The sequence below is a fragment of the Gimesia maris genome, from assembly GCF_008298035.1.
Classification (GTDB): Bacteria; Planctomycetota; Planctomycetia; order Planctomycetales; family Planctomycetaceae; genus Gimesia; species Gimesia maris.
This window is the reverse complement of the sequence record NZ_CP042910.1, coordinates 1,984,523-2,004,515: the sequence shown is the minus strand read 5'-3', so window position 1 is coordinate 2,004,515 and position 19,993 is coordinate 1,984,523. Positions and strand designations below refer to the sequence as shown.

Annotated in this window: 11 protein-coding genes; 4 read left to right on the top strand and 7 right to left on the bottom strand. The window is 54.3% G+C overall.

Annotation, left to right across the window (positions count from 1 at the left end; genetic code table 11):
- The first annotated feature begins 257 nt into the window (after positions 1-257).
- Complete coding sequence (locus tag GmarT_RS07615) at positions 258-1,568, top strand: Gfo/Idh/MocA family protein (protein ID WP_002646002.1); 1,311 nt, start codon at positions 258-260, stop codon at positions 1,566-1,568.
- Positions 1,569-1,963: 395 nt separating this feature from the next.
- Positions 1,964-3,805 (top strand): hypothetical protein, encoded by a 1,842-nt coding sequence (locus tag GmarT_RS07610; protein WP_002646003.1) that lies wholly within the window; start codon positions 1,964-1,966, stop codon positions 3,803-3,805.
- 20 nt (positions 3,806-3,825) lie between these two features.
- Here GmarT_RS07610 and GmarT_RS07605 read toward each other — a convergent pair whose 3' ends face one another.
- The gene (locus GmarT_RS07605) at positions 3,826-5,190 is read right to left on the bottom strand and encodes a hypothetical protein (RefSeq protein WP_002646004.1); all 1,365 of its coding nucleotides are present in this window, start codon (positions 5,188-5,190) and stop codon (positions 3,826-3,828) included.
- A gap of 187 nt (positions 5,191-5,377) precedes the next feature.
- Between GmarT_RS07605 and GmarT_RS07600 the strand changes: the two genes are divergently transcribed.
- Together GmarT_RS07600 and amaB are read left to right on the top strand one after the other, a co-directional pair.
- Complete coding sequence (locus GmarT_RS07600) at positions 5,378-6,502, top strand: saccharopine dehydrogenase family protein (RefSeq protein WP_002646005.1); 1,125 nt, start codon at positions 5,378-5,380, stop codon at positions 6,500-6,502.
- A 7-nt stretch (positions 6,503-6,509) separates the two neighbouring features.
- The gene (amaB, locus tag GmarT_RS07595) at positions 6,510-8,048 is read left to right on the top strand and encodes an L-piperidine-6-carboxylate dehydrogenase (RefSeq protein WP_002646006.1); all 1,539 of its coding nucleotides are present in this window, start codon (positions 6,510-6,512) and stop codon (positions 8,046-8,048) included.
- Between the two features lie 685 nt (positions 8,049-8,733).
- Here amaB and GmarT_RS07590 read toward each other — a convergent pair.
- From GmarT_RS07590 to GmarT_RS07565, 6 genes are all read right to left on the bottom strand, one after another.
- On the bottom strand, positions 8,734-10,185 hold the full coding sequence (locus GmarT_RS07590; protein ID WP_002646007.1) for a DUF1501 domain-containing protein: 1,452 nt from the start codon (positions 10,183-10,185) through the stop codon (positions 8,734-8,736).
- Between the two features lie 14 nt (positions 10,186-10,199).
- Positions 10,200-13,277, bottom strand: a complete 3,078-nt coding sequence (locus tag GmarT_RS07585) for a PSD1 and planctomycete cytochrome C domain-containing protein (protein WP_187782350.1) — start codon at positions 13,275-13,277, stop codon at positions 10,200-10,202.
- A 220-nt stretch (positions 13,278-13,497) separates the two neighbouring features.
- Positions 13,498-15,231 (bottom strand): FecR domain-containing protein, encoded by a 1,734-nt coding sequence (locus tag GmarT_RS07580; protein ID WP_002646009.1) that lies wholly within the window; start codon positions 15,229-15,231, stop codon positions 13,498-13,500.
- A complete protein-coding gene (locus GmarT_RS07575; protein WP_002646010.1) occupies positions 15,231-15,758 on the bottom strand; it encodes a sigma-70 family RNA polymerase sigma factor in 528 nt (175 codons plus the stop codon). The genes GmarT_RS07580 and GmarT_RS07575 overlap by 1 nt, the downstream gene beginning before the upstream one ends.
- A 433-nt stretch (positions 15,759-16,191) precedes the next feature.
- Complete coding sequence (locus tag GmarT_RS07570; protein ID WP_149302512.1) at positions 16,192-18,414, bottom strand: SGNH/GDSL hydrolase family protein; 2,223 nt, start codon at positions 18,412-18,414, stop codon at positions 16,192-16,194.
- Positions 18,415-18,908: 494 nt separating this feature from the next.
- Positions 18,909-19,742 carry an alpha/beta hydrolase gene (locus tag GmarT_RS07565; protein WP_157158934.1) on the bottom strand — a complete coding sequence of 278 codons (834 nt, stop codon included), beginning with the start codon at positions 19,740-19,742 and terminating at the stop codon, positions 18,909-18,911.
- Positions 19,743-19,993: the final 251 nt, after the last annotated feature.

The window sequence follows — 19,993 nt, the reverse complement described above, 5'->3', positions numbered from 1 at the left end:
TCAGCCTGAATGAAATAAAAATGTATTCCCGCCATTCATCTTACGATAGAGACAACAAACAAAGAAACAGCATCTGTAGTTTAGTAAATTCTCCCCCTGGAAATACCTCTCTCATATATTTTCGTGTTTTTCGTGGTAGCAAAAATAATCGAAACCATCTCCCAGTTTTCTTTTGCCCCGCGTTCCCTGTCCCCTATAATCAAAGTTCGTCTATCTGTTTCCTCCACCATCTACCACCAGTCAGGAGCACACCTACTATGGATCGCAGGACGTTTCTACAGGGTTCAGCCGCCGGGCTGGCCTCACTCTCTCTGGAACAGGTTGCCAAAGCCGCTGCCAGCGAACGCATTCGTGTCGGCATGATTGGTGCCGGCGGTCGCGCCTCGGCCCTCAACCGTCATTTCGCTGAAAATCCCCAGGCCGAAATTGTCACCATCGCCGAGATCGATTCCGCCCGGCTGGGCAACACCGTGGAGACCGTCACGAAACTGCAGGGAAAACAGCCCTCCGTCACGCAGGATTTCCGCCACCTGCTCGACGACAACAGTCTCGACGCCATCGTGGTTGGCACTCCCGATCACTGGCACGCGATTCCCACAATCCTCGCCTGTCAGGCCGGCAAAGATGTCTATGTCGAAAAACCGGACGGGCACAACATCGTCGAAGGCCAGCGGATGGTCGCCGCCATGAAAAAACACAACCGCATCGTGCAGCTGGGTTCGCAGCACCGTTCCACCGAACGCCTCAAATCAGCACTTGACTACATTCGCAGCGGTGCCCTGGGTCGCTGCCTGGTCGCGAAAGCCTGGGAAAGTACGAAGCAGGGAAATATCGGCAACCCGCCGGATGGCACGCCTCCCGAAACCGTCGATTACGACATGTGGCTCGGCTCGGCGAAAAAACGTCCCTTCAATAAAAACCGCTTCCATGGACGCTGGCGCTGGTTCCACGATTATGGCACCGGTGATCTGGGAAACGACGGCGTACACCGTCTCGACATGGCCTTCGCCGCACTCAACGCCGCCTGCGCAGCACAGGGAGACGCGGCGATTTCACTCCCTTCCAAAATCTCCGCGACCGGCGGCAAATGGTACTTCGACGACATGCAGGAATGGCCGGATACCCTGCAGGTCACCTACGAATACCAGAGCAAAACCCCCAAGATCCTGACCTACGAAATGCGGATCTGGGCCCCCTATCATTATCACGGTGAATCCGAAGGCGCTGTCATCTACGGTGACAAAGCTCACATGACCATCGGCAACAGCCGCTGGCGCGTTTACGGAGAACGCGGCAAACTGATCAAGGAAGTCAAAGGGGATAGCGACGCGACACCGCATGTGGCCAACTTCCTCGACTGCATCAAGACCCGGAGCAAACCAGCCTGCGATCTGGAGACAGTCGGCCACCCGGCTTCGGTGCTCTGTCACGCCGGCAACATCGCCGCCCGCGTGGGTCGCACACTGGTTCTCGATCCGAAAACCGAAACCTTCGAAAACGACGACGCCGCCAACCAGCTCCGCGGCCGAGAAGAATGGCGCAAACCCTGGGTATTACCCGAAGTTTAAGTGCGACAGAATTGTCCGGTCGGGTGGCACTGTTGGCTCGCCAACAGTGAAATTGAAATCATCCCCATATGGGGGACGCATTCAGTCCCGAGGGTAGGCCCGAATAAAATTCGGGCCGAGCGTAGCGAGCAGGAGGTTGCAGCTCACGAGATCAATTTACAACAGAGAAACCCACCTGTTCGATAAAAAGAGCTTGAGGCACACCCACACTCTACAACATCTACCCCACAACCTCCTGTTGCTTCCAGCAATATCGGATTACTCCGATACCACCCAACTTCTCTACCACACACCCACCAGCAAATGTTCGTGTCGTTTCGTGCCTTTCGTGGTAGCAAAAAACAAAGAGTCCGTTTCGTTTTGCAATCATCGCAGCCCGCGTTACACTGAATGGAATGATTTCACTGATTGTCACACTCCTGTTTTACAGTATTACGGGGCTGATCGTCTTCCGTCGCGTTCCAGCAACCGCGCGCCTCTTTGCCTGGGGCAGTCTGCCCATTGCCTGGGTTTCGCTGCTCGGATTTTGTGGGTTATTTCAGACTCTCAGCGGGTTGCCAGCACTGATCCCCCTGCTCCTGCTGTTTGCGGCCATGATCTTTTCTCTCTTCCGTTTACAGCCGCTGGATAATTCATCAGTGACACTTCCCACTCCGGTACTCTGGATTCTCCTGCTGACTATCATTGCCGAATGCGGCGTTGCCGTGCTGGTTCACACGCACGTTCCCTGGGGGAGTTGGGACCCGATGTTTACCTGGATCATGCGGGCCCGCTTTCTCGTCGATGGAGGTGCGATGTGGGCGCAGGGTTTCAGCAGCGATCTCGCTTTGCTCCACCCCGATTATCCGCCTCTCTTTTCCTGGGCGCTGGTTCCGCTCTGGAGCCTGGATGGCAGCGGTTCCTCTCTGGCGGTCGCTGCCCTCACTATTCCCTGTTTCAGCGGCTTCGTTCTCATTCTTGCCGGCTGGTGGAATGCTCTGGAACGTAAAACTTCTTTATGGCCTGCTTTCACAATTGCCGTTATTTTGAGTACGCCGTTTCTGATCTACCTGCACGCCGTCAAATCGCTCGACTTCATGCTGGCCTATGCAATTCTCACATCGCTTGCCTGGTATTATTATGCCATGCTTTCACAGCAGCGACTGGCCTGGTCGCTGTTTGGTTTCATGGTCGTCTGGTCGGCACTCGTCAAAAATGAGGGACAACTCTGGATACTCGCCTGCTTCAGTTGCCTGATCCTGCTCAGACTCAGCCATTCGTTTCTGGAAACCCCCGAACAGGAATCAGCCGAGAAAAAGAAAATCTCCATGCTGCCCGACCTGATCAAAGGGGCTGCAATTCCGCTCGTGTTTCTGATCTGGTTCAAAGCCAGTCTCGCTCCCCCTAACGATTTAATGGAACCAGCGCGGGCCTTTGAAATCAGTCAGGTCATCCAGCCCGATGTCTTTATGAATCCCTATGGACTGCTGGTGCGCCTCGATCAGGTCGAATCGCCTGAATGGCATCAGATCATCTGGAGCCAGTTCTGGAATGTGCTGTTCGCCTGGAAAACCGAAGCGATCCTGCTCTGGTCTATCGTTCTATTGTTTCTGATCAATTTATCCCGTCGCCAGCATCGACTGCCACGACTGTTGATCGCGCTGGGTTTCCAGCTGGGCGGATATTATGCGGTTTATCTGCTGACTCCCTATAATCCCTACTGGCACGTTTCTACTTCCATGAATCGTCTGCTGCTGCACATCGCACCGGCGGCACTCTGTCTGCTGGGGTTTGCCCTGTATCGCATTTCGCCAACGGCAGGAGAAGCACTCCCGCGCACACAATCCCTGCGACTGGGATTACTCTTAAGCCTGTCTTTACTCGGTCCCCTGTTCTGTTTTTATCAACTTCAGAACAACGTCTTTCCCTGGGATTTTCCGAATGAATCGCTGGTGGAAGAAAGCCAGCTGAAAGAATTGAACTTCCCCCACGTTCCCCAGGCGACCTTCATCACAGATCAATTCGAACCGGCGACGCTATACCGCATGCAGTTTGCCGCGTTGCCAACCGTGCTGCTCGTCGACCGACGAGCGCCCGTTCTGATCGCGAGTTTTCCGACAGAGCAGGAACTCAAAGATTATTGTGCAGAAAACGACTGGGATCTCAAACAGCATCAGGGGGGACTGGGCTGGGCCGAGTCTACGAATCCACAAGGCCCGCTGCCACACATGGAACGCATTCTGGAACAGAGCCGATAGAACCAGAATACGCTATGGGACTATTTTTCCTGTTGTGTCAGCGGATTGGTTTCCAGAATGATCTCATTGATACCAGTCTGATTGAAGCCTTTGAATCCCTCTTCGCGCTGCAGAATTTCCAGATGCGAACCGATGGCTCCCTGCAGCCGAAAGCGGTCTGCCGCCTCTTCATTGATCAAACCTTCATCCAGCAATGACTGAATCCGCGATTCCTTTACAGGCCAGATTTCACCCGCCGTAAACGCCTGCTTGAGATGGGGCAGATCCGTAAAGGGTTTCATCGTTTTGACTGCATTTTCGTCTGCCAGTTGTTCGCGTGCAGCGTCAAAGTCGAACTGGCATTCCAGGTGATGCATGCCCGCCTGCAGAAACGCTTCTCCATGTAGACGGCACCAGAGCCCGACAGTTCCCAGTTGCTTCAGTTCGGGCAGTGGCTCATGCGCGAAATCCTGCGAGACTTCTTCGGGCGACAGATCCACATCGGCAAAGATCACGACTCCTGCTGCCGGCTGTTCCAGCACCTGCGCTCCCCAACCTGCTTCTTTCCCAGCATAGAAACGCTCCCGCAATTGAAAGCCCAGCAGCTCCAGCACAGAAATCAATCGCCAGAAATGTTTGCGACTGGAACGATAAGTATGGTGATCGTGATTCGCCCACCCCATGCCCAGGGTGTCCTGGCGTGCTTTCTGAATCCGGGCGACTCCATTGCGCTGCTGCCAGTAAGCCCGCTCGGCAGCAAAAAACAGATCGCAGGTTCGATCGATCCCCAGGTCATCAATGGCTGCTCGTATCAGGGATTCTGCTGCGGTGAAGCCGGCGATCTCATCGTCATAATCACGCTTTCGTAATTGAAACGCTTCAGCGTGTTTCAGCAACAGTGACACATCTGCATCCATTACCTCTACGGCACAGATTGGCGCACCATGACGTTCAATCACATGCAGTTCCAGACCGTTGTCAGAGATCACAATCCGCTGACGGACTGCAGAACCAGTTTCACCAGTGATGGGTCGTTCCAGATCACATTGATGTATGGTTAAAAAGTCCGCCACCGATTCTACGCGGACAAACAGACGCTCAACTTTGGAATCACTGGCCTGAATCGCGGGAAACATCCCATCAGGATGCTGATGCAGGTGAGAGTCCGCTCCATCAACGGGAACATACCCCAGTTTTACCAATTGATTTTCTAGCGTTTCCGACCAGTTCAGTTCCAGATGATCCACCCAGTCAGATAACCGGGTTCCCGTTTTAAACTGCAGCTGGTCCGCGAAGTCCTGAATCAACGCAGAATGTTTGCAGAAGCCGGATATCCGCTCGTAGATAAACGCTGCCGTTTCCGGATATCGTTTCCAGTCATACGCCGTAAGTGATTCATTGGACATAACTTATCCCCTTTACATTCCCATTCTCTCATGCCAGACTGAAGAGTCAAGTCACCATTCTCTTCTTAGTACGCAAAATGCAGGGAAAACAGAAAGTCAATCAGAAAAGTTATTTTCAGCGTATATAATCACAGTAGGTCTCTCAACGATCATATCACATCTTGAATCACTGGCAGGAGGACCCGGCATGTCACAGACTATTCTTTTAATCGGCGCAGGTAAAATCGGCCGCATGATCGCATCACTGCTGCATGCCAGCGGCGATTACCAGCTGCGCATCGCAGATCAGTTTCCCGCAGCATTAGAGCGCATCCAGAAACGCCTGCCCGATGTGGAAACGCGTACGCTCAACGCCGATTCCCATGCCGAACTTCTGCAGTTGATGCAGGGTTGTACCGCCGTCATTTCCGCGCTTAGCTTTCGTGAAAACCCCGGAGTCGCCCGCGCCGCGCTTGAAGCGGGTATCAACTATTTTGATCTGACCGAAGACCGCCAGACCACCGCCGCTGTCAAGGAAATTGCAGAAGGCGCTGCCGCCGGTCAGGTCTTTCTGCCTCAATCAGGACTGGCTCCGGGTTTTGTCACCATCGTCACAAAACACGTTATGGAGTGGTTCGAAGAAATCGACACCGTGCGAATGCGCGTCGGTGCCTTGCCCCAGCATCCGACGAATGCCCTCGCCTATAACCTGACCTGGTCAACCGATGGATTGATCAACGAATACTGTAACCCCTGCGAAGTGATCCATTCGCATCATGTCAAAAATCACCTCCCCCTGGAGGGACTCGAACAGTTCACACTCGACGGTAATGTCTACGAAGCCTTCAATACGTCCGGCGGACTGGGCACACTTTGTGAAACAATGCACGGACAGGTTCGTGAACTCAATTACAAAACCATCCGCTATCCCGGGCATCACATGCTGATGAAGTTTCTGCTGCAGGATCTGAGGCTCACAGAACGTCGCGCCCTGCTTAAGGATGTGATGGAACATGCGATTCCTGTCACTTTCCAGGATGTGGTGGTTGTCTTCTGCACCGTGCGGGGGACCCGCAACGGACAGTTCGTCGAAAAAAGCGACCTCCGAAAGCTGTACGCGAAAGAAATCAATGGCGAGATCTGGAGTGCCATTCAACTCACCACGGGAGCAGGCATCTGCGCCGTCGTGGATCTCGTCCAGCAACAGCAGTTGAAAGGAACCGGCTTGATCAAACAGGAAGAAATTCCCTTCGATAAGTTTATCAACAACCGGTTCGGCCAGTTCTATGAATCAGAAACCTTTGGACTCGAAACATTGAATTCAGGCGGGTAAGGACATCATGACGCATCCCATTCACGAAGTACTTAAACGTATCGGCTTTGCTGATCATCCGGCAGCAGTCGCCGTCAGCAATACCTGGCAGGCCGGCAGTGGAGAACCGTTGACAGTCGTCTCTCCGATCGACGGTTCGACACTTGTCAGCCTGCGACAGGCCACCCGTAGCGATGTCGATCTGGTCATCGAAACCAGCAAAAACGCCTTTCACCAATGGCGCGAGGTCCCCGCGCCCAGACGGGGTGAATTTGTTCGCTTGCTGGGAGAAGCGCTCCGCAAACACAAAGCCGATCTCGCTGCCATCGTCAGCTGGGAAGCGGGTAAGATCACCCAGGAAGCGCTCGGCGAAGTGCAGGAAATGATTGATATCTGCGACTTCGCCGTCGGTCTCTCACGTCAGCTCTACGGCAAAACCATCGCCAGCGAACGACCGGGACACCGCCTGATGGAACAGTGGCAGCCTCTGGGTCCCGTGGGCGTCATCAGCGCGTTCAATTTCCCCGTCGCCGTCTGGGCCTGGAACGCGATGCTGGCATTCGTCTGCGGCGATACCGTCGTCTGGAAACCTTCTGAAAAAACACCGCTCTGCGCCATCGCCTGTCAGCAGATCGTTAATCAGGTTGCCCATAATTTTCCCGAAACACCTGATGGCATCTCCAGTCTGCTGATCGGCGGCGCAGAGGTCGGCCAAACGCTCGCCGCACATCCGGACCTCCCCCTCATCTCTGCCACCGGCTCGATCCCCATGGGTCGCGCCGTGGCAGAAACAGTCGCCCGTCGGCTGGGACGCAGTCTGCTGGAACTGGGTGGCAACAACGCCATGATTGTCACTGAATCCGCCGACCTGGAAATGACGGTTCGCTCTGCCCTGTTCTCAGCCGTCGGTACCTGCGGACAGCGCTGCACATCACTCCGTCGTTTAATCGTCCATGAAAGTATCGCCGACAAACTCCTCGCATCGCTCAAGAAAGCTTACGAGAAATTACCCATCGGCAATCCCCTGGATGAAGGCACACTGGTCGGCCCGCTCGTCGATCAAAGCGCACTCGAAACCATGCAGCAGGCGCTCCGCACGGCCGAAGAACAGGGAGGCACCGTCCACTTCGGAAACCCGCTTCTGTCCGACATCCCCGCAGGCGGTTCTTATGTCCATCCTGCCATTGTCGAAATGCCGGGGCAAACGGAAATCGTCATGCAGGAAACCTTCGCCCCCATTCTGTACGTGATGCGCTATGAGCATCTTGAGACAGCGATCCAGATGCATAATGCGGTCCCACAGGGACTTTCCTCGGCTATCATGACGAATGACATCCGCCAGGCCGAACTGTTCCTCTCTCCTGTTGGCTCTGACTGCGGCATCGCCAATGTCAACGTCGGCCCCAGCGGCGCCGAGATCGGCGGTGCCTTTGGTGGTGAAAAAGAAACCGGCGGCGGCCGCGAATCCGGCTCCGACGCCTGGAAAGCCTACATGCGCCGCGCCACCAACACGATTAACTACTCGACCGAACTCCCCTTAGCCCAGGGCATCAAATTCGACCTGTAAGGAAAACCTTCATCACAGGGTGGGGTACAGTTGGCTTGTCAACAGTGAAATTGATATCCCCCCAGCAGGGGTAAGCCCGAATGCACATTCGGGCCGAGCGCAGCGAGCAGGAGGTTGCAGCTCACTAGATCAATTCACAACAGAGAAACCCACCTGTTCGAAAAAAAGAGCATGAGGCACACCGACATACTTCAACGTCTGTCCCGCAACCTCCTGTTGCCTGCGGCAATATCGGATTACATCCGATACCACCCACCTTCTCTACCGCACACTCGCCAATAATATTTTTCGTGTCTTTTCGTACTTTTCGTGGTAGAAAATCTTCGAGCAATTCAAAAACTACCCGAACACCTCGCCGGGTACCGGTTTTGAACGGTTATTATCTCCCGGGTGCCATCTGTCGGCTTGCCCGACAGTGAAATTGAGATCCCACCAGCAGGGGTAAGCCCGAATGCAATTCGGGCCGAGCGCAGCGAGCAAGAGGTCTCAGCTCACCAGAACAATTCATAACAGACCCACCAACTCGGTTATCCCCAAATGAGGTACGTCCCCTCAGCATATAACAATCACCCCGCAACCTCCTGTTGCCTGCGGCAATATCGGATTACATCCGATACCACCCACTTTGATTCCGTGCAGACAATTTAGTGTTTTCGTCGTAGAAAAATTTCATGCAATTCGCGGTTTACCCGAACACCTCGCTAATCACTTCACCGCCCAGCACCGTCGCAATCTCTTTTCGGTTGTTATGTCTGAAAAACAGCTTGTGCTGATCCAGCCCCAAAGCGTGTAACAAAGTCGCGTGTAGATCTGCCGGAGAAACAGGACGTTCCACCGGTGTATAACCCAGCTCATCGGTCTGACCAATAATCTGGCCCCCCTGCACGCCACCGCCGGCCATCCACATGCAATACGTCGTCGGCAGATGATCGCGACCGCGCCGATCTCCTTTGGCAGAACCTTCCGTAGTGGGCGTGCGACCAAATTCGCCTCCCCAGATCACCAGCGTGTCATCCAGCAGTCCGCGCTGCTTCAGGTCTTTGAGCAGTCCCGCGATTGGAACATCCGTGGCCCGGGCCTGTTTGATATGATTCCCTTTCAGCGAACCATGCGCATCCCAGCCTCCATTCCTCAGCTGAACGACACGCACACCCCGCTCAACCAGCCGTCGTGCTATCAGACAATGCCTGCCGAACTCTGCGGTTGGCTTGGCATCCAGCCCATATAATTTCGCGGTCTCCGCCGTTTCGCTTTCCAGGTCGAAGACTTCCGGAGCGGAGGTCTGCAGACGAAATCCAAGCTCATACGAAGCAATCCGCGCTTCCAGTTCCGAATCCTCACCCAGCTGATTCAGATGCTTCTCGTTCATCCACTTGATGAAATCCAGCTGTTCGCGGCGGTTCTCATTCGAATAGCCGGTCGGCATTTTGGTATAGGGAATGCCCCGTTTCCCATCCACCAGAGTCCCCTGGTAACGCGAAGGCAGAAAGCCGGCCCCCCAGCCGGGGGTCTGTGGCGCCGGGCCGGTACTGTTTGACAGCATGGAAATAAAAGCGGGCAGGTCACGGCTTTCACTTCCCAGTCCATACGTCATCCACGCCCCCAGGCTGGGTCGGTCTCCGACTGCCGAACCGGTCAGAGCAATACACTCACCCGGTCCATGCACGGGCACACGATGATTCACCGCGCGCAGCAGACACAGTTCATCCACCATCTCCGCTGTCGAAGGAAACAGATTTGATACCTCAATCCCGCTCTCGCCGTATTTTTGAAAGGTAAACGGAGACGCCATCAGTTTTGAACCCAGGCCGGCCCGCGGAATATTCGGAACCCTGGCTGCAATCGCATCGGGCACTGCCTGACCTTCCAGCTTCGTCAACAGAGGCTTGGGATCGAATGTATCCACCTGGCTCGGCCCCCCCGACATGAACAGGAAAATCACATTTTTCGCTGTCGCCGGAAAGTGACTTTGACCAGCGTGCGCTGGCGCACCATCGTCGGCACTTAACAGCCCCTCTTCCGCCAGCAATGACATCAGCCCGACGGCACCGAAGCCCAATACACTCTCTTTCAGCATCGCCCGTCGACTGCGCTGCAGGAATGCAATTCCGTTTTTCTGATTGACATCAAACAACATTCAGCCCCTCTGATCTAAGGGATATAAACGAACTCATTCAGGTTCAGTAACGCATGACACAACATCGACAGCCGCCGCTCTGTCTCTTCTCCTGAACCACTCTGCAGCAGCGAGACGGACCGCCCCTGCTCCTCTTGATTTGGCTTGCGCCCCAGCACTTTCAGAAACGCCGCTTCCGCCTGAAGACTGGCATCATCACTGGTTTCTTCAACAATCTTCTTCGCCAGCATTTGCGCCCGTCGATCCATGAATTGACTGTTCAACATGAATAACGGCTGCAGCGCCACCGTGGAAACCTGCCGACGCGAACAGCTGGTGATACTGTCCGGCGCATCAAACATCGCCATCACCGATGGCATTTCGCTTCGACGCTGAAACAGATAAATCGTGCGCCTGAGATTTTCCTCTTCCCGCTCCTGAGGTACACTCGGCCCCCCCAGTTCCCGTTTCAATTCCCCGGTCGCACACAGAATCGAATCTCGAATCGCTTCTGCTTCCAGCCGCCTGCGCGGCCAGCTCCATAGATACCGGTTCTCTGGATCTTTCTCAAAGTTCGCTTCATCAAACGTCCGCGACTGCCTGTAAGTCGACGACAGCACAATCAGTCGATGGATGTGTTTGGTACTCCAGCCCTGTTCCAGCAGTTCCCTCGCCAGCCAGTCCAGCAGTTCGGGATGTGAAGGGGGTTCACCCTGCACACCAAAGTCGCTGGGTGTCGATACCAGACCGCGACCGAAGTGATACTGCCACAACCGATTCACCCACACGCGTGAGACCAGCGGATTCTTGCGGTCACTCATCCATTCAGCCAGCGCCGTCCGCGAGAGTTTCTCTGAATCAATGTTTGTCGCTCCCAGGACAGCAGGCCAGCCTTTGCCGACTTCCAGTCCCGGTTTATGCACATCGCCACGAATCAGAATCTGCGACTTTGTCTGTTTCAGCTGCGCCGCGGAATACGGGATCGGATCGCGGTTCACTACCGGCAGCCGCTCTATTTTGTCGTGCCCCGTCAGAGGCGAATAGTATCCCCACGTGTGTGCCTGCTTTGTATGCGCGAACCGTTTTCGGTTGATCAGTTTTTTTGCTTCCCGCTGATAAAAATCAAACGTCCCTTTCGTCATCCACGATTTCAGATCGGTCGGGTTCGGCAGATCGTCTCCCTGTAAAGACAGGTTCCCCAGTTGGCCATTCACAAAGAAACCTTGTAGTCGATAGTAGTCCCGCTGCGTCAATGGATCAAATTTATGATTGTGGCACTGGGCACATTCCAGTGTGAGCCCCAGCAGCGCACTGCTTGTTACATTCACAATATCGACCAGCACGTCGTTCCGCTGCGCCGCCTTGTCCATATTGTTCCCGCTGATCCGGGCAGACGCCAGAAATCCGGTCGCAACCACATGCTCGTCTTCATAAGGTGTCAGTTCATCCCCTGCCAGTTGCTCTTTAATAAACTGATCATATGGTTTGTCGGCGTTGAAACTCTCGATCACGTAATCGCGATATCGCCACGCATAAGGTCGCGGTAGATCGTGCTGGTAGCCATGACTCTCCGCCCAGCGCGTCAGATCCAGCCAGTACCGCGCCCAGCGTTCGCCATAATGTTTCGACGCCAGCAAACGTTCCACCAGTTTTTCATAGGCCCGTGGATCGGTATTGTTTTTAAACGCATCCACCTCAGCCAGTGTGGGCGGCAGACCTGTCAGATCGAGTGACAGTCGCCGAATCAGTGTTGCCTTGTCTGCTTCCTCCGCCGGTTTGATCTCCTGCTGCTGCCAGGCACGGGTGATAAACGCATCCACGGGAGTCCGAATCGGCTTCGGTCCGCTCACCTTGGGAACCGCCGGTCGTTTGATGGTCTGAAATGCCCAGTGATCTGACTCCGTTCGCGGCGTCGGCAGCACGGCAAAATCCCACTTCGCCCCCTGGTCAATCCACGCACGCAATAACGCAACCTCTTTCTTTGAGAGGGCTGTCGCTGAATCAGCGGGTGGCATCCGTTCCTCAGCAACTTGTGAGGAAACCAGTTCGATCAGCTTACTCTGACCGCTCTGGCCCGGCACAATCAGTTTTTCCCCGGTACTGAAACCCAGTAGTTCGTCATACACATCCAGCCGATACCCCGAATCCGGATTTGCCCCGGCGTGACAGTTGAAACATTTTTGCTTGAGCAGCGGAACAATCTCATCTTTGAAATGTACCGGTCTATGCCACGCCGTTTGTGACTTTGAACCACCGGCCGGAATCTGCCCCGGCGAAACATCCAGGACGTCGCTCCACGTGCGACTCAACACCAGATCACTGACATAAATCTGGTCCTCCAGTTCTGTTTTATAGCCGGTCGCAAAACCAACCCAGCGCACACCATTCACACTCTGCGGATTCACCGTTGTCGCGACCGGCTGTTCCTGATCACCGGGCTGCGGATCGACCCATAACTCAAATCGCGTGAAACCAGCCCGCAACGATTTCTCCGGCTTCGACAGCCGCCCCACGATCAGGTAATCCCGATCCCGTTCCAGTTCCACCGAACTCCAGGCGGTTTTCTGCGCACCAATCCGCACCATGAAAACCACTTTTCCCTTCTGCGGTCCACTGGAGGCAATGTGCACGCCGATATTCGGGACATGATTGGCATGCACGGCTTTGTCTGAACCTTCGTAACGATCCAGCCAGAAGACGAAGAACTCCCCCTCATCGCGGGGCTTCTGATCGGCGGCATAGCGAAAGCGAAACCGCATAAACAGCTCCTGCCCCTGGTACGTCTCCGTCAGTTCCCGCCGCAACGGATTGTTCCGCTGTACTGATCCCTGAATCAACGCTTCATGCTGAATCGCGGAACCGGAGGTCTGCTTCGACTTCACATCCACAAACAATGCCGGCTGACGATTCGAAAGCACCCAGCCCCCGTTCCAGCCAAATCCTTTGTGATCCCGTTTGACAGAATCCATCTGCGGGTTGACCAGTCCGTGCGCCAGCCGCGGAGAATCCCCGGCAAACGTCTGCGTGGACCAAAACAGCAGCCCGCAAACCAATAGCGCCGTTACCAGCTGCCTGCCTACTCGATTCGATGTCAGAGCCCGATTTATCATCATGATTTCCATCTGATTAAACGTGAGCAGATCCGCCACGTAGCATTTTTTTATGGTTTTAAATGTGCTTCACACTTTGCCAGCCGGAGTGACAAATTAGCCGCAGGACGTTAGCTCCGGTTATGTATCTTTGGTAAGAACCATTTCGATTTTTTAAACACTAAACAACCCCCGGTTTCTCCCATTTATTTAGACTCATCCTGATAAAAAAATATGAATGTCATTACTCCACAGGTTGTGTCACTGATTCAAAAGTCTTTCCAAGTACCAGTCGATCCACGAACAGTGAATCGCCGACCTCTGTGTATTGTCCAATTCGCATGCCCAGAACGTGAACGGCATTCAGCTTCTTTGCCCCTTTACCCAATTCCACGACCGCATCAGGAGTCTCACTTCGTTCCCCGACCGGATTCACCCAGATTTCCAGACGATTGAAATAAGACGACTGCTCTTTCATCACACGCCCCACCAGTAGAAAACATTCTCCGTCGATCAGTCCCGCGGAAAAGCCTTCCTGATTCACCTCGAACCGGGCGAAGAACCGTTTCTCTTTCAAGCCGAAATTGGGCACACGCGAATGACTGCTCCCTTTGCTTCCCGCCACATCGTCAAACCAGAGGGCAAAGAAATCGTTCTTGTCCAGCCCTTCGTACTTCACCAGCAGACTGAAATAAAAATCCTCGGTAAGCGGTTCTGCCAGTTCGCGGGCCATCCGATGTGCCAGGGATGGATAGGCATGATGATGACCGCGGGACTGCAATACCATCGGCCCTCCCTCCAAGTCTCCCCACTGCATCCGCTGTTCAGGAACCATCAGCCGGGTAAAATTCGGATCGGCCCACCAGCCTTCATAGTGAAAACCCACGCCCCCGGTCTGCTGTAACAGCGACGTCGCCGGATACTCAAACGCTTCACCAGCCAGAATCCCTTTCGGCAACGCGGTCTGCATCTGAATCAAGGCATATTCATTCTGCAGTGCTTCGCGTTCAAAGGGAACCGCTTCCACGGGGGGATAGTTTCCCGACTTCGCCGCCGTCAACTGTTCGGGAGTTGGCACATCAGCAAATTTGGTCGGCGTCAGACGGATTGCAGATCCCTGTTCATTCTGTCGTGAGAACAGCACCGCCTGACTCGCTTTCAGATTAAGCGTCTTGGCAGCAGACTGCGGTTTGACATCCACCTGCCCTTCAAACACATGCACTTCCGCTTTGCCCAGCGGATCAACGACTGCACCGAACCGCGTCCCCTGATCGACGATCTGAATCTCAGGGGTATCGATGGTAAAACCGTGTGCTTCGTCAGGAACATAAGCGGCAATCTTGCCATAATTCAGCTTTGCATTCAGCGGGGAACAGAGTTCAATCTGCGCCGGTCCTTCCAGCACAATTCCAGCTCCACTTTCAAAACGAATCCTGCCAATGCCCGACTTCAGCCACAGTTTCTTTCCCGCCGGAAACCGGGTCCCATAGGCGATCTCCTCGCCCAGGTCTTCGTCTGCCCACACCGCATCCTCGGTATCCAGCAGCATCCCGACATGGCTGAGCGCAAGCGGCGCCGGTTCAGAAATTGCAGCAACCTGGTTGACCGGTTCACCATCCCACCAGCCCGCATTCAGCCACAAAGCGATGCCCACCAGCAGCACGGCTGTGACCACAGTCACCGACTGCCACAACGAGATGCTTCGTCCCACTTCGCTTTTCACTTCTTCCGCGACAACCGTTGGATAGGCAGCGGGTTCCAGTGTTTCCAGGTCAACCCCTTCCGGCACCGAGGTATACAGATCAGCTGTCAACACTGCATCAATCTGGATCTGGTTCGTATAGTCTTCAATCAACTCGGGATATTCAGTCAGAATCTCAGTCAGCCGCGCGTCTTCTGCATGGGTCAGACTATGATCCAGAACCCGACAGGTCAGTTCTGCGAGTTCTTTTTGAATTGCCTCGTATGATGAATTCATCACTGTGCCTCCCGGGCCACCTGTTTTTGAATGCATTCCATGAGCACTTTACGAATTCGATATAAGGTCATTGAAACCGCATCCGCTGAACGGCCCGCCTGTGACGCAATCTGATTCACCGGTGTCGCATCGCAGTAACGTCTCTCCACCAGCTGTCGATGTTCGGAAGGCAGCTTTTCCATGCAATGCGTCAGTGCGGCACTGTGAGCATGCGTCTCTACCGCCCTGCTGGTCGCAACAGCAGCAATCTGTTCCAGCGTCTGTTCGTCCACAGCCGACTGACTGTGATTGCGCACCCGTTTGAAATACGCCAACGACTGCAATTGAGCGATGCGACAGGCCCAGGGAAGAAACGGACGGTCCCGATCAAATTCCTGTCGCTTCCGCCAGAGCACGGTATTCGTCTCCTGTAGCACATCATCGACATCTGAAGCCTGGCGTATCAGTGCCCTCAACAGCCCCCGTAGCGCAGGCTGACTGCCGGCAATCAACGCAACATATTCTTCATCGAGATCACTGTCCGACAAAACCAGGGCCCTTCCGCGCGAATCAGATAATTTAAAAACGTCCTGTATCAGTTCATTAGTTCAACAGACTCCAATCTAACGCAGATTCTGATAAAAAGAAATTTATTCATTAAAACGAGTGAAACAAAAAAGACATAAAGCACTGCAATTATTGAACATGCGAAATATCAGCGGGTGGGCCCGAATAAAATTCGGGCCGAGCGCAGCGAGCAGGAGGTTGCAGCTCACCAGATCAATTCTTAACAGGGCAACCAACTCGAATAGCACCTGAATGAGGTACGTCCACTCAACACATAACAATCCCCTGCAACTTCCTGTTGCCTCCGGCAATATCGGATTACATCCGATACCACCCGCTTTCTCTCCCGTACTCTCCACTAGAATTTTTCGTGTCTTTCGTGGTAGAAAATAATGCCGAGCCCCTTAGTGGTCCTTACCGCCCGTCATAACCAAACACCCCGATCACCCGCACCGGCTCCCCCTTTGCCTGTAACCGAATCCGATGCTTCCCGAACGGCAGTCCCAACACGCCGCGACGGTTCTCAATAAAATGGTCCCGCCCCTGCGAATCGGTAAACGGCTCATTGGTCGGCTGTGCCCAGACCTGTTTACCATCCACTTCCGCTATCAGCGTGCCTCCGTCCGGATCATCCAGCCAGGCGATTGAAAGTTCATCCGCCTCCACATCAATTTCCAGCGTCTCACCCGGCTGCAGTTGGAACGCCTTCTTCCCATACGGAGCCCCCCACTTCGATTCGAATGTCTTTACCGCAGATGTCCCCCGCCAGTCCTTTGAGTCGATGCCATAGAACCGGCGGTTCAGACCCACTTTGCAGTCCACGGTGTTCAACTGCGCATTCTTATTGGGAATTTCAATAATATGTCGATCGCCGCGCGACAGTCGTCCATGCACGAACGTCGAATTGCGTGGATTGGGTCGCGACCAACTGTGCCGTCCATGTCCCGCGTGTTGCGCCGGATGACCATCGATCTGCAACTGCATCTTCTCTCGTTTGTTATCCGCCCAGAGATTGAACGCGGCGTCTTCCAGAATCATCATCCGCCCGTCCACAATCCGCGGACTGTCGGCAGCGAACCGGACCATCTCTCCTTCCCAGTTCGCCGTAAAGTCATTCATCCGCGCAGGTAGTTGCTGTTGAGCGATTCCCGGCTGCGGATCGTCGGGCATCTCGAATACCTGCTCCAGCTGTTTGAACCAGATATAATGACTGGCAGCCCCAGGATGACCGCCATCAGGAGCAATCGCATACTGATTACACGTCGTCTTCAGATCAATCAACAACTCTCCCAGATCGACAAACGGGATTCCGTAATGCGTACAGAGCTGCTGCATCGGCCCGGTCATTGAATTCGGCTGCCCTTTGTCGCGGATCCACATGCACGAAACGAACTCCACACCGGGATAGTGCCGCTGAAACCAGCGAATCGCCCCTTCATACGCGGCGATTTCATCGGGACGGTCAATATGCTCATTATGCCCGTGCCCGAAGATCACCAGGTCCGGCCCTGGTTTCTTCCCGTTCTCAAACAGTGATGGATAGAGTTCCTGCCAGGACTTCCCGGTTGGATGTCCGTTGTCATTCGGGTTCGGCGGCAGCTCCAGTTCCGCGTATGCTTTGAAGCCGCTATGCGATTCGCCGATCGATGAACCATCGGCGGCCATCACGTTCAGCAGAATCTTGTCAACCGGATAATGAAACTTCCGCAGCAGTTCCCGTCGCATCCGTCCGGTATACATAAAATAATGTTGCGACCAGCCCACATAATCCTGCAGTTCGGGTTGCTCCATCCGCTCTGCGATCAACTGTTTCATCGCATCCGGCTTTCCCGGTCGGGCCTCGACCAGGGGCTCTTTATAATGCGGACTCGCGGGATCTTCGTCGTAGAAATACAACCGCGGATTGGCACTCCCCCGATCGATACTCGACCCCAGTGTCAGAATCGTCACCGGCTGGCCCGTTGTCAGCTTCTTCATCGTGCGGGGAATCTGGCGATACAGGTCCGGCAACGCACGCGATGCGGCAGACTCAGTCACCGCCTGATCCCCTTTAACCAGCGCAGGCGAATCAATCCAGACCCGTTTGTCAGAGTCATTCACAAATTCCACCAGCACACCTACCACATTCCGGAACGCAGCATCCGATTCCCGCTGATGCTTAAAACGGGGATCGACTTTGAGACCATTCACTTGCAGATGAAATTCTTTTCCGGTCTCCTGCGCAGACGCCTCCCGCTGCGGCGCACGGATCAGTTCCCCCCGCCCCTGCTTCGCAAACGTCCGCTTATCGGGCAGACGAAATTCCGCCGGCGACCACTCACCATCGTCACTTTCAATCAGCATCAGACAGAGCCGCACTTTGAGGGCGCCGCTTGTTTCCTGGTACCCGTTGACCGACAGGCTGACCGCATCGCCAGACTTCAGTCCCAGTTCCGGCAGCGTCGCAAACTGCCAGATCCGCTTGCCCGGCAGAAGCTCCACCACATTCTCGGTTGGCTGGAGCACCAGTTTTCCGTTGCCCTTCCCGGCAATCACATCTCCCCAGCGATCCGTATTCCAGCAGAGAATCGAGCGTCCCGGCTCTGTTGCAGCCGACTTCCGCAACTGGAACTCCGGGTTCTGCAGGAGGTTCTGCACTGGCTTCGTTTCCTCAGCGCAGACAGCGGAAACCAGGGGACTGGCAACAACAGACAAGACTAAAAGAAACACGTTTTTCACGGCAGGTCTCTCAGGTAGGGGAATTCAGGAAGAAGAAATAAGAAAAGAACCGCTCCCGATCATACCGGAGACCACAACCGGTTCACAACAAAACAAAGGTTTCCAACACAGAAAACACATCAGAATATAGATCAGGAGGTGGGGCCGAATGCAATTCGAGCCGAGCGCAGCGAGCAGGAAACCGACAGTGTTGCATTCAAGAAAGAAACATTTCGTCTGCTCTCAAATCATCTCTGCTGAGGTCGGACAGAGTAAATAACAGATTGTATTTTTGAACTGACACTTTCCTGTTGCCTCCGGCAATACCGGATTACATCTGGTACCACCTGCGACTCGTTTTTTTCATTAGCGGCATCACCAGCTTTCGCTCCGGTACTCCCGCCAGTAAATTTTTCGTGTCTTTCGTGGTAGCATTAATTTCGCTGTAGCACGCGCTTCGTATGAGCCAGTACCAGCGGTATCGAAGCCCGCACTACGGGGAACGTATGCCCTCCTTTGAGCTCCACATACTCATGAGGTAGTTTCAGCTCTGTCAACCGGTCGCGAAAATGTTCGTTCATCGTCCGGTCAAATGCCTGGTCTGCCGTGATGATCAGCACCGATGCCCCTTTTAACTTCTCAGCATCATTGATTGGATTGAACTGTTTCCACACCGCTTCATCGGAGCCGAAACGGTCGACAGGCACTTTGTAGGATTGCCCCTCCGGTAATCCACTACGTGGAAAATCAAGCAGACCGATGATCGAACTGACCGCGGCAAACCGACCGGGATGTCGTTCAGCAAAACGCACGCAGCCAAACCCTCCCATCGACCAGCCGGCAATCGCACACTGTTTTTGAGATGTCGGCAATTCATACTGCTCAGAGACAATCGCCAGGACCTCTTCCAGATACGTCTCATACACATCCTGCTTTCGTAGCGGCGAATTAAGAAACCAGCCATCATCACCGTCCGGCAGAATGATAAATAAGCCGGAACCCAAAAGCTGCTGGCGGATCAGCTTGTCATCAATCAGCGATCGCTCATGCCGCCCCCGCCCATGCAGAATGACCAGCGTCCGTCGCTCCGCAGGTTTGATCGACTGCCAGTTCTTAGGCAACACGACCACTGCCCGCTTTCGTTTCTTCAAGCGCGAACTCTCAAACGAAACCGCATCAATCCGCGGAAAGAGTTCTTCTGTTTCCAGCTCTGATGCAGACAACTCAGAGGCAGACAGCGACAGCCCCACCATCAGGCCAGCTTTCATCAGATTGTTCCAAAACCTTTTCGAAAACATCACACTTCCCTAACAGTATCAACATCATTGGTAAACATTGTGGGTGGGCCCGAATGCAATTCGGGCCGAGCGCAGCGAGCAGGAGGTCGCAGCTCAATCTAACAATTCACAACAGAGCAACCTACTCTAATAATTCAAACAAAATGGGGCACGCTCATTCCTCACGCAGCACTCACTCTGCCACCTCCTGTTGCCTGCGGCAATACCGGATTGCATCCGGT

Coding starts and splice junctions, on each gene's coding strand:
- GmarT_RS07610 (WP_002646003.1), top strand. CDS start 1,964: ATGATTTCACTGATTGTCACACTCCTGTTTTACAGTATTACGGGGCTG.
- GmarT_RS07590 (WP_002646007.1), bottom strand. CDS start 10,185: ATGTTGTTTGATGTCAATCAGAAAAACGGAATTGCATTCCTGCAGCGC.
- GmarT_RS07585 (WP_187782350.1), bottom strand. CDS start 13,277: ATGATGATAAATCGGGCTCTGACATCGAATCGAGTAGGCAGGCAGCTG.
- GmarT_RS07600 (WP_002646005.1), top strand. CDS start 5,378: ATGTCACAGACTATTCTTTTAATCGGCGCAGGTAAAATCGGCCGCATG.
- amaB (WP_002646006.1), top strand. CDS start 6,510: ATGACGCATCCCATTCACGAAGTACTTAAACGTATCGGCTTTGCTGAT.
- GmarT_RS07615 (WP_002646002.1), top strand. CDS start 258: ATGGATCGCAGGACGTTTCTACAGGGTTCAGCCGCCGGGCTGGCCTCA.
- GmarT_RS07565 (WP_157158934.1), bottom strand. CDS start 19,742: ATGAAAGCTGGCCTGATGGTGGGGCTGTCGCTGTCTGCCTCTGAGTTG.
- GmarT_RS07580 (WP_002646009.1), bottom strand. CDS start 15,231: ATGAATTCATCATACGAGGCAATTCAAAAAGAACTCGCAGAACTGACC.
- GmarT_RS07605 (WP_002646004.1), bottom strand. CDS start 5,190: ATGTCCAATGAATCACTTACGGCGTATGACTGGAAACGATATCCGGAA.